The sequence below is a fragment of the Furfurilactobacillus milii genome (assembly GCF_021654115.1).
GTDB lineage: Bacteria > Bacillota > Bacilli > Lactobacillales > Lactobacillaceae > Furfurilactobacillus > Furfurilactobacillus milii.
The window spans coordinates 312,772-326,219 of sequence record NZ_JAIWJF010000001.1 but is presented as its reverse complement, the minus strand read 5'-3'; the positions used below and the strand labels follow the sequence as shown (position 1 = coordinate 326,219).

The 13,448-nt window shown below is 44.9% G+C and carries 15 protein-coding genes; 3 read left to right on the top strand and 12 right to left on the bottom strand.

Annotated elements, in window-relative coordinates; translation table 11 throughout:
• Positions 1 to 13: 13 nt before the first annotated feature.
• The 4 genes from LDK34_RS01380 to LDK34_RS01365 form a co-directional block, all read right to left on the bottom strand.
• A complete protein-coding gene (locus tag LDK34_RS01380; RefSeq protein ID WP_236941272.1) occupies positions 14 to 1,039 on the bottom strand; it encodes a LacI family DNA-binding transcriptional regulator in 1,026 nt (341 codons plus the stop codon).
• 11 nt (positions 1,040 to 1,050) lie between these two features.
• The gene (locus LDK34_RS01375) at positions 1,051 to 1,992 is read right to left on the bottom strand and encodes a phosphoglycerate dehydrogenase (RefSeq protein ID WP_236941271.1); all 942 of its coding nucleotides are present in this window, start codon (positions 1,990 to 1,992) and stop codon (positions 1,051 to 1,053) included.
• A gap of 13 nt (positions 1,993 to 2,005) precedes the next feature.
• On the bottom strand, positions 2,006 to 2,779 hold the full coding sequence (locus tag LDK34_RS01370) for a glucose 1-dehydrogenase (protein WP_236941270.1): 774 nt from the start codon (positions 2,777 to 2,779) through the stop codon (positions 2,006 to 2,008).
• A 496-nt stretch (positions 2,780 to 3,275) separates the two neighbouring features.
• Positions 3,276 to 4,226 carry a quinone oxidoreductase family protein gene (locus LDK34_RS01365; RefSeq protein ID WP_236941269.1) on the bottom strand — a complete coding sequence of 317 codons (951 nt, stop codon included), beginning with the start codon at positions 4,224 to 4,226 and terminating at the stop codon, positions 3,276 to 3,278.
• A gap of 112 nt (positions 4,227 to 4,338) precedes the next feature.
• Here LDK34_RS01365 and LDK34_RS01360 point away from each other — a divergent pair, with 112 nt between their 5' ends.
• Complete coding sequence (locus tag LDK34_RS01360; protein ID WP_236941268.1) at positions 4,339 to 4,836, top strand: MarR family winged helix-turn-helix transcriptional regulator; 498 nt, start codon at positions 4,339 to 4,341, stop codon at positions 4,834 to 4,836.
• On the opposite strand, the gene LDK34_RS01355 is transcribed toward LDK34_RS01360, so the two are convergent.
• The 4 genes from LDK34_RS01355 to LDK34_RS01340 all read right to left on the bottom strand — a co-directional run bounded on the left by LDK34_RS01355 (position 4,833) and on the right by LDK34_RS01340 (position 8,643).
• Complete coding sequence (locus tag LDK34_RS01355; RefSeq protein ID WP_236941267.1) at positions 4,833 to 5,192, bottom strand: DUF6176 family protein; 360 nt, start codon at positions 5,190 to 5,192, stop codon at positions 4,833 to 4,835. The two genes, LDK34_RS01360 and LDK34_RS01355, sit on opposite strands and share 4 nt — an antisense overlap.
• A 13-nt stretch (positions 5,193 to 5,205) precedes the next feature.
• Complete coding sequence (locus tag LDK34_RS01350; protein WP_236941266.1) at positions 5,206 to 5,931, bottom strand: hypothetical protein; 726 nt, start codon at positions 5,929 to 5,931, stop codon at positions 5,206 to 5,208.
• 313 nt (positions 5,932 to 6,244) lie between these two features.
• Complete coding sequence (locus LDK34_RS01345) at positions 6,245 to 8,371, bottom strand: ATP-dependent Clp protease ATP-binding subunit (RefSeq protein ID WP_236941265.1); 2,127 nt, start codon at positions 8,369 to 8,371, stop codon at positions 6,245 to 6,247.
• A gap of 50 nt (positions 8,372 to 8,421) precedes the next feature.
• Positions 8,422 to 8,643, bottom strand: coding sequence for a helix-turn-helix domain-containing protein (locus LDK34_RS01340; protein WP_017261307.1), 222 nt, complete (start codon positions 8,641 to 8,643; stop codon positions 8,422 to 8,424).
• 177 nt (positions 8,644 to 8,820) lie between these two features.
• Here LDK34_RS01340 and LDK34_RS01335 point away from each other — a divergent pair, with 177 nt between their 5' ends.
• Both LDK34_RS01335 and LDK34_RS01330 read left to right on the top strand, forming a co-directional pair.
• Positions 8,821 to 9,078, top strand: coding sequence for a GlsB/YeaQ/YmgE family stress response membrane protein (locus LDK34_RS01335; protein WP_161000695.1), 258 nt, complete (start codon positions 8,821 to 8,823; stop codon positions 9,076 to 9,078).
• 256 nt (positions 9,079 to 9,334) lie between these two features.
• Positions 9,335 to 9,811, top strand: a complete 477-nt coding sequence (locus tag LDK34_RS01330) for a glutathione peroxidase (protein ID WP_236941264.1) — start codon at positions 9,335 to 9,337, stop codon at positions 9,809 to 9,811.
• 68 nt (positions 9,812 to 9,879) lie between these two features.
• Here LDK34_RS01330 and ribH read toward each other — a convergent pair whose 3' ends face one another.
• Genes ribH through ribD form a run of 4 tightly spaced genes read right to left on the bottom strand, consistent with a single transcriptional unit; the run spans position 9,880 to position 13,299 of the window.
• The gene (gene ribH, locus LDK34_RS01325; protein ID WP_236941263.1) at positions 9,880 to 10,350 is read right to left on the bottom strand and encodes a 6,7-dimethyl-8-ribityllumazine synthase; all 471 of its coding nucleotides are present in this window, start codon (positions 10,348 to 10,350) and stop codon (positions 9,880 to 9,882) included.
• 45 nt (positions 10,351 to 10,395) lie between these two features.
• Positions 10,396 to 11,604, bottom strand: coding sequence for a GTP cyclohydrolase II (ribA, locus tag LDK34_RS01320; RefSeq protein WP_236941262.1), 1,209 nt, complete (start codon positions 11,602 to 11,604; stop codon positions 10,396 to 10,398).
• On the bottom strand, positions 11,588 to 12,199 hold the full coding sequence (locus LDK34_RS01315; RefSeq protein ID WP_236941261.1) for a riboflavin synthase: 612 nt from the start codon (positions 12,197 to 12,199) through the stop codon (positions 11,588 to 11,590). The genes ribA and LDK34_RS01315 overlap by 17 nt, the downstream gene beginning before the upstream one ends.
• Complete coding sequence (gene ribD, locus LDK34_RS01310; protein WP_236941260.1) at positions 12,199 to 13,299, bottom strand: bifunctional diaminohydroxyphosphoribosylaminopyrimidine deaminase/5-amino-6-(5-phosphoribosylamino)uracil reductase RibD; 1,101 nt, start codon at positions 13,297 to 13,299, stop codon at positions 12,199 to 12,201. Before ribD ends, LDK34_RS01315 begins: the two co-directional genes overlap by 1 nt.
• Positions 13,300 to 13,448 lie beyond the last annotated feature (149 nt).

Below are 13,448 nucleotides of genomic sequence, written 5' to 3'. Positions count from 1 at the left end.
ACTGCGTGAGTGGTCATTTTTGGGCAAACGTGCCTAGAGAATCGCGTTCATGAAGTGCACTTTCGACCATTGTGAGTGGTTCAACGGACTGACCGGCTAGTTGACGGAGGACGTTTGTCGCAACCTGCTGGCCCATGGCTCGTGGCTGTTGCTGAATCGTGGTAATGCCAGGTTGCATCAATTGTGATAATGACCAGTCATCATAAGCCACCAATCCAATTTGCTCTGGAATTTTGATCTGGTTCTCGGCCAACACCGTCATCACTTGGAGTAGCAAGTGACCCTGAAGTACATAAAGCGCCGTGTGACCAAGACGTTTTTTCAGTATCGCATTAAGTTGCTGATACAGCTTCGCATTTGAGGCATCCGGCTGAACAGTTAATGTCTGCAGCGGTTGACTAAACTTCTTTTCCTCACAAAGGTCAGTAACTGCCCGATAGCGGTCATCACGCGCGGTGTTATCGCCCAACGGCGGCGTCACAACAACCAGTTGATTGTAGCCGCGTCTGGCAACTGTCTTCGTCAACTGAGCTGAGTAACGATAATTATCCGTTGTGACTTGAGGCCAGTTTGTACCTCTTAACTGGCGATCAACAATATCAACCACCGGCTGCGTTTGTTTTAAGAATGCATAGTTGGCCGCTGTCGCGCTAACGGGCTGCAAAATAATGCCATCAACTTGCAGTTCTAGCAAACGTTGTAACTGTTGACGTTCAACTTTAAGGTCATTATCGGCATTCATCAAAACGATTTGATAACCTGCCGCCGCTAAAATTTGATCCACACCCTTAAATAAGAGTGACGAAAATAGATTTTCAACATCGGCGACGACCATCCCAATCAGACGACTGGAGCGACGTTTGAGCGACTGAGCTTGCCGATTCAAATGAAAGCCGGTTGTGTCGATGACCTGCTGAATGCGTGTCCGTGTGACCGCCGACATTTTTTCGTAATGACCGTTCAGATAGCGTGATACTGTGGCATTTGAAACGCTGGCTTGCGCAGCAATGTCATTGATTGTAAGTGGTTTTTTGGTCATTTGAATACTCCTTACTGTACCTTATTGACCGCCCATTGTGGCTGTTCACCGCTCAATACACGGACCACTTCACTTGCAGCACCAATCGCCATTCGATTCATCGACTCCGTTGTGTTTGAAGCGATGTGTGGCGTCAGAAGGATATTATCAAATTGGTACAGTGGGCTATCTAACGGCAATGGTTCCTCGTCAAAAACGTCGAGAGCAGCCGCACGTAACCGTTTGGAATTTAAGGCATCGATTAACGCTGATTCATCAACCAGCGCACCTCGGCCTAAATTGATTAAGGACGCGCCAGGTTTCATCTTTGCAAATGCTTGCTGATTCATAATTTTTCGCGTATCCGGTGTCACCGCTGCATGTAAAGTCACAATATCGGATTGTTGCAATAGTTCATCAAAGGTCACTTGCTTAGCAAACGTTGTTTCACGTGGATGCGGATTCGTGTATAAAATCGTCATTCCTAAGGCGCTGGCCTTCTGTGCCACGAGCTGACCGATTCTGCCAAAGCCGAAAATACCAAGTGTTTTGCCTTCTAGGTCAAAGCCACGGTGCGTTTGCGGATAATTAGAATCACCCTGACGCATGTGTTGAGAATCCTGAAACAGATTCTTCGATAGGGCCAAAATATCTGCCAAGGTTGTTTCAGCCACCGTCGATGCATTCGCCTGTGGCGTAATGGTGACATATACGCCCTGTTTTGCGGCTACCTGCGGATCAATGTTATCGTAACCAACGCCATGTCTAGCGATCACCTTGAGGTTCGGTAATGCCTGATATAAGTCCTCTGTAAATGGGTCAAGCATATAAACGATACCATCAACCTGATCACCCAGTTGACGCAACGTGTCCGCATGTTCGTTTGGTACCTCAATGAGGGTCATGCCATGTTCAGTTAAATAATCCTTGCCGGACTGCTGCCAATTTTCCGGTACAACAACTCGTTTTGCCATAAAGTCTTCCTTTCTATCGTAAGAGATACCCACCATCGACTGGAATCGTCGCACCAGTAATGTAGTTAGACGCTTCACTGGCGAGAAATACGATGGCGCCCATCAGCTCCCGCGGATCCGCCCAGTGACCTGCCGGAATGTGCGCTAAGATTTCTGCATTCCGTTCTGAATCATTCTGCAACGCCTTCGTCATGGGTGTATCGATATAGCCAGGCGCGATGGCATTAACTTGGATGTTGTCGGGCGCGAGAGCATCGGCATATGCCTTGGTCAAACCAACAACACCGTGCTTGCTAGCGGTATATGGAAAAATAAACTTACCTGCCCTGAATGATTGCATAGACGCGACGTTAATAATCTTGCCATGATGTTGCGGTGCCATCTGTTTAGCTGCCGCGTGTGACAAGTAATAGAGCGCGTTTAAATTCACATCAATCACGGCACGCCAGTCTTCGTCCGTAAATTTGTCCCAGGTAGCACGTCGCTGTAGACCAGCATTATTAATCAAAATATCGAGTTGTCCAAACGTTGATTGAACAGCGGCCATGATTCGTTGCGGCGCATCAGTCGCCGTAATATCGCACTGAATAAACGCAACATCCGCCTGATTGTCGGTAGCAAATGTTTTAAGTTCTGACCAACCCTTCTGTGAACGGCTGACAACCAGTACTTTGGCACCAGACTTGAGTAACGCCTGTGTGTAAAACGCACCAAGTCCAGAAGCGCCGCCAGTTACGATTGCCACCTTATCATCGAGTCGAAACCAGCTACTATCAAAAGTTTTCATGAGGAAATCTCCTTTTTGGGTAAACGTTTAACCTGGCTTTACAAAGGTCAATATAGCTTTTTACCTTCAGTGTGTCAATTAAGTGGTGATACCAACTTTGTGCGATAAAAAAAAGCCACACCAACGTTGATGTGACATTCTCTTCGTCTATTCTTCAGATAAGTGTTTTGCAAACGAATTAAACTGTCGTTTCGTCAGGCTGAAACGCCGTTCCGTGGGACCGGTCTCAGCCCGAAGTACACGGTCTTCGCCCTCGACTTGAAGCCGCAAAACCACCGTCTTCAAGCTCGTCCTGTAATACTAAATGGTCAAGACCATACCATATAAGTATTACCTTCACGAAACTCTGTTTCTGCCTGACTACACTACATTCGCTGGATACCGATTTTACCCGTCGACTTCTTTACCCTTGTCCACAAAAACCTCGACTAATACAACAAGCTTGCTGAATGAAGTGAATATCAAAAAAAGTGCGGTCCTGTATTCATTCAAATAACTAATCCATCGTATAAACAACACGTTTTGTGGCATCATTCCAATTGGTTTCATTTAACTCTGTTAATGGCATCGTTGTCGAGGCAATCTTGAATTGACCAGCGCTGATTAACCGCGCCAATTCGGGTAGTTCGGCTAAATATTGTCTAGCATTAATACTGCCCTGACCACTACCAACTAAATTTAAGTTTACAGATCTCAAGGCTGCGCTTGGGAGCACCATATCGGCGCCACTCATACTGCCAATTTCAATCCATAGCAATTGCTGACTGTGGTTATGGCGTGCAGGCAACATCACCTTCATCGCCGTGGACGCGACGGTGCCCCATAAGTAATCCAACACAACATCTATATCGGCAGCTGCTGTAAACGCCGCTCTTAATGATTCCTGATCATCTCGAAGTGAAATCGTCTGTGTTGCGCCTAGTTCAGATAATGCTGCAAGTTTTTTTTGATTACGACCCACACCAATAACTTCGCTTGCGCCGAGATAACGACTAATTTGAACGGCCATCTGCCCAGCTGCTCCGGTTGCGCCTAAAATCATGACTTTTTTGCCCGTCAAATCCCCCACGCGAACCTTAATTGACATCCAAGCTGACATTGCTGGATTCATCCCCGCTGCAACTCTTGCTGCATCAATATCATTACCTAAGGGAATAAAACGGTGGTGATTAATCACTGTTTGCTCGGCCAGTGCGCCATATTTGGCGTTTGACGCGATAAAGTATCCCGTCTGACCTGTCTCCGTTTGCCCAACACCATCTAGTCCTGGTACAAACGGTAATTCGCCGGTGCTTGTGTAATGCGTGCCATTTGCTTGTGAACGTACACGGGGATACACCGCGGCGGCGAGAACATGGACCGTCTGTTCGTTTGCGGCCGGCTTCGGCGTTTCGATTACGCTAACTTTTGGTGCCTCTTTAAAATCATTTACAACTGCTGCTTTCATATTATTGCCAACTTTCTTTTTGATTATTGATTACCAGTAATTTATAATTGAGTATAACCATTTGATATTAAAATACAATAGATTACCGGTAATTTATTTTAGGAGACATCGCATGACTAACTCGCAAATGCAGCAAATATACCAATCTATCCACGATTTAAATGATGTTCATGAAGACTTTAAAAAAGCCTTCTGGCAAACATCCATTGATCATTTTCAAGATCAACTGACTGATCAAGTTGCCACTAAACTTCGTAAAATGCAGATGACACACTCGGAAATGCAAATTCTCAGTTTTGTGACAGAAGCACCTGAACGAACACTGGCTTATCAAGATTTGGTCGGCAAAGTTCCCTTCTCACAAGGAATGCTTTCACGCTACGTTAAAAAGCTGGCGTCAGCAGAACTATTGACGCGTTTTCACCAAGCGGATAATAAAAAGGCCGTTTACGTTTACGTAACCGACCTTGGTCAACTGATTGCTAAACTACACGCCGACATGCACCAAACGGAGCGTGACCTTTACGCTAACGCGCTGGCACCCTTCGATGACACGCAAATGCAAAATGCCGTGGACGTCATGCACGCACTAGCAACAATCAAACTTTAATTCTCATACAGTCGTGACATTTTCTGCATCAACTCATCCGGAACATAGTTCACCACATGATCAAACTTCAGCGACGGCACACTTTCATCAATACAGTCCTCCCAGTATGCGACGTGCCGTTTGTCCAGCTCACTCTCAGAATCCTCAACCGGCCTTGGATTATCGCCCTGAATAGAATACCAGCACAAATACAGATCATTGCCAATCATTGTCGAAAAGACTGATTCGACTAACATCTTTTCTGCGGGTAACGTTGCCAAGAACGCTTGCCGATTATCTGCTAGAAACTTCAACCATTCCTGAGCTTCTACGTGTTTGTCTGACTTGACCCTGAAACCTTCCAGTTCTGTCTTCATTGTTATTTCTCCCTTAATTTTCGATATCTAAATATAAAATCCTTTTATTGTAATCAGGTAAAAACCCCATTTTCTGAATAACATACCAGACATACTCTTCTTCCACTAAGCCATTGTCCTTCACATATATTGCTTCTGGTTCATAACGCGCGTTTTGACAGAGAAAATGGAACTCCATTCGTTTAAAACCTATTTCCATACAGTATTCTTTGAGTGTTTTTACTACACGGCTTATATTATCTTTAACTTGGAATTGCTTCACTTTCGATGAATTAACCATAAAATCAAAATTTATAGCATTAAATTGTAGTCCTTGAACTCCACATTCAACCATGAAGTTTCCATCAAAAGCTATGTTCCTGTTGTTATTGTTTCTATATTCTAAGCTAACTTTTCTGTTTGAACTATAGATTTGATAGAAGACGAACCGACTTCCTCCGTTCATTTGCAATAAATTATTCAGTCTCTCCCGTCTACTACGTGAAAAAGCATATATTTTTTCACATACTGATGTTTTTTGATACTCATTTAGCCCGTTTGTCCACATATCAAACATCTGTTTTCCAGGCACGTGCAAAATGCTCAAACCCTTCATGATTGCTACACTCGTAGATAACCTTGGAGCGACTTTACTATATTGAAAATTTGCGATTGTTCTTCTAGTGAGACCGGATACTTTTGCCAGTCTACTGATACTAATGCCATTGCTACTCATAATCGAAACTAATGTACTTTCCATTTTTTCATCACTCCATATGCAATCCAACTAATTTACTTTGTTTCCATAGGTTTCATTTTATAGTGCAACGCTGGCAAAGGTCAGATGGTAATTTACATTATTTCACTTCATAAAAAAATTAACATAACGCCTTTGATGGCACGTTTCCGGTAAAAAAGCTTTTTGGCAAAGATGAAATATTCTTATTGTTAACATAATTAATTCCATAAAAAGAACCCTAAAATATCCAACTTTACTTTTATCAAGTACAAAATATGTACAACAAAGGACCAGCATCTTAATAAGATACTGGCCTTTGTTATGCGGTCAAACACTATTCGGTAACGCTGTCTTTGTCCAAATCCTTGATCTTGATTTCCCCATCAACCAAATCTGCTTCCAGATGTTTGGCATCCAAGTGATCCAAATAGAAGTCAGTGACGCGGTCACGAATTTGTTGTTCGATAACTCGACGCAATGGACGTGCGCCCATTGCTTCATCGTAACCTTGGTCGATTAACCAAGCTTTGGCGTCATCCGTTACCTTCAAGGTAATTTGCTTCTTAGCCAATGTCGCGTTAACGTCATCGATCATCAAGTCTACAATTTGACCTAAGTCATCTTTAGTTAAATGACTGAATTCAACGATTCCGTTGAACCGGTTCAAAAATTCTGGACGGAAGTACGGCGCCAACTTGTCCATCAAGCTCTTGTTCTGATTCTCATCGGTACTCAAGCTTTCGTTACCAAAGCCGGCGTTAGACGTCGCAATGATAATGGTGTTCTTGAAGTCAACCACATTCCCTTGACCATCCGTCAAACGCCCATCATCCATAACTTGAAGTAACAGGGTCAACACTTGTGGGTTGGCCTTTTCAATTTCATCAAGTAACACGATGGAGTACGGGTTACGACGAACTTTTTCCGTCAACGTGTTGGCGTTGTCTTCATAGCCAACATAGCCGGCAGTCGTCCCAATTAGTTTGGAAACGGCGGTGGTATCCGTGTATTCACTCATATCCAAACGGATAATCGCATTCTTGTTGCCAAACATGTCGAGAGCGAGTTGTTTAGCTAATTCCGTCTTCCCGACACCGGTTGGACCAACAAATAAGAAGCTACCAATTGGACGGTTGCCTTCATCAAAACCGGCACGGTTACGACGGATTGCCCGAGCAACCATATCAACCGCTTCATCCTGACCAATAACCTTACCCTTAAGGCGTTTGTTAATGGTCTTCAACCGTTCAATATCGCTGGCGCCCATTTGTGAAACCGGAATCCCAGTCAATCGCTCAACAGCAGCGGCGACATCATTAACAGTTGCGACTGGGCGTTCTTCGTGGCCACCATCTTTCAACTGTTTGGTTAACGCATCAACTTTGGCTTTTGCCTTACCAGCGGCTTCGAAGTCTTCCTTATCAGCGGCAATCTGTTTGTCTTGTTCAGCCTGCTTCAATTGTGCTTCCAAACTAACTTTGTCAGTAACTGGATGTTGTGCAGCCAAGTGTGCAGCTGTCATGTCCAGTAAGTCAATCGCCTTGTCAGGCAATGAGCGTTGCGGAATGTACTGAACCGCGTAATCAACAGCGGCTTTCAGAACATCGTCAGGCAAGTCAACGTTGTGGTGATCCTGATACAACTTGCGAATTCCCTTCAGAATCGCCACGGTATCTTCAGCACTAGGTGCATTAACCGTAACATCGTTGAATCGACGAGCAAGTGCTGCGTTCTTCATGATGGTATTTCTGTATTCGTCCTGCGTTGTTGCACCAATAACTGTCAATTCGCCACGGCTCAATGCTGGCTTGATGATGTCGGCCATACCTTTGCCGCCATCTTCGCCACCAGTTGAGCCAGTGCCTAAAATCTGGTGAATTTCGTCGAAGAATAAGATTACATTGCCAGCTTTTTTAACTTCTTTGATCAGATTTTGAATATTTTCTTCGAAGCTACCACGATATTGTGTACCCGCCTCTAATGAAGATAAATCAATTGACCAAATCTGCTTATCCTTGATGGCCGCTGGCACATCGCCATTCACAATGGCTTGTGCCAATCCTTCAACGACGGCCGTTTTACCAACCCCAGCATCTCCGACAAGAATTGGATTGTTCTTAGTCCGACGGCTTAAAATTTCGGCCGTTTCCTGAATTTCCTTATTCCGGCCAATAACCGGATCCAGCTTGCCATCACGAGCTTCCTGAGTTAAGTTACGACCCAGTTTTTCCAGAATACCTTGCTTCTTTCCGTTTTGAGCCGCCTGTTTGCCACGCCCTTGTTCAGACGCTGTCAAACGACCATTCTTTCGGTATTCCGCAAATTCTTCTGGTGTCATCTCGCGACCATTGACTAGATAACGTGATTCTGAGTTAATGCCGTTCATGTTCCCCATTAATTGATTAAAAATATCGTCCATGTTGTTGCCAAATGGATCGTTAGAAAAGTTTTGTTGTGCCATATTTAATTTCCTCCTCTGTACTAATGCTTCAGTTCAAAGTTCTTTAAAGGCTAGTTCATATAATGTGACTCCAGATCCCTTAGGATTTCCCACATTTGCACGTGCTGTGCACGCGCTAATGCATCAAGATCCCTTATGTTCAGCGGGGTCGCATCAGTTTGTCGTTTATTAAACGACTTGTGTAAGGTGGTATACCCATAGCCACTGCGCTTAGCCACCTCATAGATGGTCAAGTCATGCTCGACCAAATACGTCTTCACATCAATTTTCATGACATTCTCGGTAACCTCCCTTCGATAATCACTATATCACATCTGTGAATGTAGCACAAGTGTAAACGTACCACAAATGTGAATTATTTTAAGCATAAAAATTGAGCTATTCATCATTTCTTGATACCTTTAAACCAACGCAAAACCTTATTGCTTTCATAAGAAAGGAGCATGCTTATGTTTGGATGGTTATGGTCACTTATTGTTGGTGGATTAATCGGTGTTGTGGCTGGGATGATCACAAATCGTGACTTGCCAGCAGGCATTATCGGTAACATTATCGCCGGTCTGGTCGGTGCGTGGCTCGGTCAAATGATTTTCGGTCACTGGGGACCAATGCTTGCCGGCATGGCAGTCTTCCCATCCATTATTGGAGCGGTAATTCTGGTATTGATTGTTTCAGCAATTTTCGGCATGCGCAAACGTAAAGAATGATGTTTCATAGAAAAAGCCATCCTCTTTTGGGATGGCTTTTTCTATGATTTACCTTTCGACAAATGGAAGCATATTGCCATATTTGTCCAATTCTTGATTTTGTAAGGGTACTTCCATTTTCTCTGTTTCACGTGAAACGTCCAGTACCATCCTCGAAACTGTAAAATCCCGATTCTCGCATTATTTATGAAATTGACGCACAATAACCACAAGTAATGATGTAACACTATCAAGCGATTAGAAAGGAGCGCATTTAATGACATCAATCTATGATTTTTCGGAAACTGAAATGAGCGGACAAGCCATCCCATTAGACAACTATCGCGGTCAAGTTCTCTTGATTGTAAACACCGCTAGCAAATGCGGTTTTGCGCCACAGCTAGAAGGATTGGAAAGCCTATATAAACAGTATCATGATCAGGGCTTCAATGTCCTTGGCCTGCCGTCAAATCAATTTCACCAAGAGCTTGAGACGGATGAAGAAACGGATGACTTCTGCCAAGTTCACTATGGTGTAACCTTTCCGATGACAAAGCGTGTAGCTGTGAATGGTGACGATGAAGATCCGTTATTCACCTATTTAAAGGATGCTGCTGGTCATGGTCGAATAAAATGGAACTTTACCAAGTTCTTAGTAGGTCGTGACGGCCAGGTCATCAAACGCTATGCACCACAGACAAAACCTGAGAAGTTTGAAACGGACATTGTGGCCGCATTAAACCAAACCGAATAGTTATCTATGTAAATCACGAGGCCTGTTGGCTCGTGATTTTTTGTATTCACATGTGAACAACAGATTACCTACACATTAGCTAATTGTTGGTGCAGATCGATCAGTTCAAGAATATCCGCTGCCACGTCACTCCCTTTGTTACCAGCCTTGCCACCAGCACGCTGTTGCGCCTGTTCTAGAGTATCCGTTGTTAATACACCAAATACGACTGGCACATCACTGTTCAAAGCCAATTGACCAACGCCCTTGGCCACTTCATTACAAACATAATCATAGTGGCTAGTTTCGCCACGAATCACCGCACCAAGTGTAATTACCCCTGCGTAGCGATTTGTTGCTAGTAATTGCCTGACCATCCCTGAAATTTCAAACGCACCTGGTACCCAGACAACGTCAATATCATCGTCGTTTACCTTGTGTCGATGTAGCATATCTTGTGCACCGCCCAGCAGCTTTCCTGTCACTGCCTCGTTAAAACGGCTTACGACGATAGCAACTTTACCTGGATGTGCTAAGTACTCCCCTGCAAAAACTGTCATTTTCTTGCCCTCCACTATTAATCGTTTTTTGAATTTACATATCGTTTAATCAACGTGTAAAGCATGATGAAATTTAAACTGCTTTGTTCTTAAATAATCATGATCTTCGGCGTACACAGACACCTCGAGTGGCACACGTTCAACTACTTCGATGCCATATTTTTGTAAACCAGCAATTTTATCTGGATTATTGGTCATCAAACGAATTCTGTCGACACCCTGATCATGTAACATTGCTGCGGCAATCCCATAGTCGCGCTCATCAGGTTCAAAGCCGAGATGTTCGTTTGCCTCCACGGTATCAAGCCCCTGTTCTTGTAACTGATAGGCACGCAGTTTGTTTTTCAGTCCAATTCCGCGACCCTCTTGACGTAAGTACAACAAGTAACCACCTTCAGCACCGATTTTAGTCATCGCCGTAGTAAGTTGTTGGCCGCAGTCACAACGTTTGGACCCCAACACATCCCCTGTAAAACACTCCGAGTGCAAACGCACTAACGGAATATCAGTCGCATTTGCCTTCGTTGAATGAAGGAGCAATTGCAAACGTTTATCCGTCGCACTTTCATAATCGGTTAACGTAAACTCGCCATACTGTGTGGGTAGCTTAACTCGTACGTCACCCGTTACTGCGCTGTCGTTAATTAAGTAACGATATCGTGCCAAGTCATCGATCGTGATCAACGGAATTCCTAACTCCTTCGCTAACTGTTTTAGTTCTGGCAAACGTCGCATGTGACCATCAGAGGTTAATGTTTCACAAATATACGCAGTCGCTGGCTCCTCGCCTACTAGACGGGCTAAGTCAACTGCTGCCTCTGTGTGTCCACGCCGGACAAGCACACCGCCTTCACGGGCAATCAACGGGAAAATGTGTCCTGGTCGTTCAAAGTCAGCTTCAGTCGCGTCAACCTGACCCAAACGGCGGATTGTCGTTGCGCGTTCATATGCTGAAATACCCGTGCTCGTGTGACGCTCATCCACGCTAACTGTGAACGCAGTGTGAAAATGTTCGGTGTTTTCCATTGTCATCAAAGACAGGTTTAACTGTGCTGCTTTTGCGACTGTCATGGGCACGCAAATCAAGCCGCGACCATATTTCGTCATTGTGTTAACTGAATCTGGCGTTGCTAATGAGGCCAGTCCAATCAAGTCTCCTTCGGCTTCTCGGTTGGTATCATCGGCCACTAGAATCAGTTTGCCATGCTTCAAAGCCGTTAAAGCTGTTGTTATTTTTTCAGTAAGCGTTGCCATGTGGTTGGTCTCCCTTCATGTTCTGTAAGTAGCGATAAATGACGTCGATTTCTATATTCACCTCAGCACCCGCTCTTTTAGTCGCAAGGGTAGTAACGGACTGTGTTTGTGGGATAAGACTGACAGTGAACCAGTTAGTCATCGCCTGAACGACCGTCAGACTGGTGCCATCAACGGCAATTGCCCCTTTGGTCACCACTTGATTGGTTAACGCTTGTGGCAATCGAATCTGAACAAACCGTGCGTTTTCATCCTGCCATTCTCGAATAATGCGGCCGACGCCGTCCACGTGTCCCTGCACGATATGACCGTCAAACCGACCATCTGCAGGAATCGCTCGCTCAAGATTGGCAGTCTGACCAATATTCATCGAGGACAGCGTCGTTCGTTTGAATGTTTCTGGCATTACATCAAGGATTACCTTTGAGTCACTCACCGATGTCGCCGTCAGACAAACGCCATTTACTGACAAACTGTCGCCCAGCTGTAAACCCGTTCTAATATTCGACGGTATCGTGATTTCTAACATTAAGGTATGACTCTGGCGATGAATTCGTGTGACCTCGCCAAGACCACCAATGATTCCAGTAAACATCAGTCCAGCCCCCAATCCGATGCCAGCGATGATCGGATGAATGTCATTTTAGTGGCATTCCCACAGTTTTCCATCGTCACTGGGGTAAATCTCATTCGCATTGAATTTGCACTACTGGTGAAGGATGCCAGTGATTGGCCACCGAAAAGCTCCGGAACCTGATAAATAATAAGCTGATCGACCAATCCAGCGCGAAGAAGGGCATCTTGGATATGAGCGCCACCTTCAACTAATACGGATTGAATTCCTTGATCCGATAACGTTTGAATAACCTTGTCAATCGACCACTCTGGCGCTATAAAAGTTCGCCGTGTATCTTTGCCTTCAATGTCGTCTTCAACACCCGTTGTCGACTCTTTCCCTGTCACAAAGTGCCATAGGGGCGCCTTATTCGTTTGCCATAAACGTGATGTATGAGATACCCGATTTCTGCGATCCAAGAGGACGCGAACAGGTGGGTAGGTTACTCTTTCTTTGATCAGCAAACGTGGATCATCATCGATTGCTGTTTGACTGCCAATCAAAATTGTCTGCTGTGTCGCGCGTAAGTGATCAACGCCAGCATTGGCTACCGTATCGGTCAAATATGTCCGTTTACCATCGTTCAATGACAATTTGCCATCCAAACTTTGCGCAACTTTGACGGTCACCAGTGGTCGCTGGTGCTCATAGTAAAAGTTATAGGCACGATTCAATTGCCGAGCTGCCACTTCCAGCAAGCCAATGTGAACTTGCACACCGTGATCACGCAAATAAGCAATGCCCTTGCCGCCAACTACGGGATTCGGATCCTGCTGCGCAACAAAGACTTCTTTAACGCCCCACTTCACCAATTGGTGTGCACATGGCGGCGTTTTACCATAATGACTGCACGGTTCCAAAGTGACATACATCGTTGAACCAATCACATCTTCGGGGTGTGTTACATGTTGATACGCGTCAACTTCGGCATGGGCATGACCAAAGCCAACGTGATGTCCCACGGCCAGTACCCGATCGTTTTTCACAATCACGGCACCCACCAGTGGGTTACGATACGTTAAACCAGTGCCCAAACGTGCTGCAGCAATCGCTTGAGCCATATAGTCCGACTGTATCATCCAACCACCCCGTTTCTAAATGTGTTGAAAATTGCTCGGTTCTTCCCGAGCTTTGGCATCACTCTACCTAAACGTGCACCTGTCGCCCAGAAGGCTGCGGCATCACTCTACAAAAAAACGCCCCGCGAATATAAAAATTCACGGGGCGG

Bases quoted from the DNA above. Each gene is read 5' to 3' on its own strand.
- LDK34_RS01345 (WP_236941265.1), bottom strand. From the start codon at position 8,371: ATGGCACAACAAAACTTTTCTAACGATCCATTTGGCAACAACATGGAC.
- LDK34_RS01335 (WP_161000695.1), top strand. From the start codon at position 8,821: ATGTTTGGATGGTTATGGTCACTTATTGTTGGTGGATTAATCGGTGTT.
- ribA (WP_236941262.1), bottom strand. From the start codon at position 11,604: ATGGCAACGCTTACTGAAAAAATAACAACAGCTTTAACGGCTTTGAAG.
- ribH (WP_236941263.1), bottom strand. From the start codon at position 10,350: ATGACAGTTTTTGCAGGGGAGTACTTAGCACATCCAGGTAAAGTTGCT.
- LDK34_RS01360 (WP_236941268.1), top strand. From the start codon at position 4,339: ATGACTAACTCGCAAATGCAGCAAATATACCAATCTATCCACGATTTA.
- LDK34_RS01340 (WP_017261307.1), bottom strand. From the start codon at position 8,643: ATGAAAATTGATGTGAAGACGTATTTGGTCGAGCATGACTTGACCATC.
- LDK34_RS01350 (WP_236941266.1), bottom strand. From the start codon at position 5,931: ATGGAAAGTACATTAGTTTCGATTATGAGTAGCAATGGCATTAGTATC.
- LDK34_RS01355 (WP_236941267.1), bottom strand. From the start codon at position 5,192: ATGAAGACAGAACTGGAAGGTTTCAGGGTCAAGTCAGACAAACACGTA.
- LDK34_RS01365 (WP_236941269.1), bottom strand. From the start codon at position 4,226: ATGAAAGCAGCAGTTGTAAATGATTTTAAAGAGGCACCAAAAGTTAGC.
- LDK34_RS01375 (WP_236941271.1), bottom strand. From the start codon at position 1,992: ATGGCAAAACGAGTTGTTGTACCGGAAAATTGGCAGCAGTCCGGCAAG.
- ribD (WP_236941260.1), bottom strand. From the start codon at position 13,299: ATGATACAGTCGGACTATATGGCTCAAGCGATTGCTGCAGCACGTTTG.
- LDK34_RS01315 (WP_236941261.1), bottom strand. From the start codon at position 12,199: ATGTTTACTGGAATCATTGGTGGTCTTGGCGAGGTCACACGAATTCAT.
- LDK34_RS01380 (WP_236941272.1), bottom strand. From the start codon at position 1,039: ATGACCAAAAAACCACTTACAATCAATGACATTGCTGCGCAAGCCAGC.
- LDK34_RS01370 (WP_236941270.1), bottom strand. From the start codon at position 2,779: ATGAAAACTTTTGATAGTAGCTGGTTTCGACTCGATGATAAGGTGGCA.
- LDK34_RS01330 (WP_236941264.1), top strand. From the start codon at position 9,335: ATGACATCAATCTATGATTTTTCGGAAACTGAAATGAGCGGACAAGCC.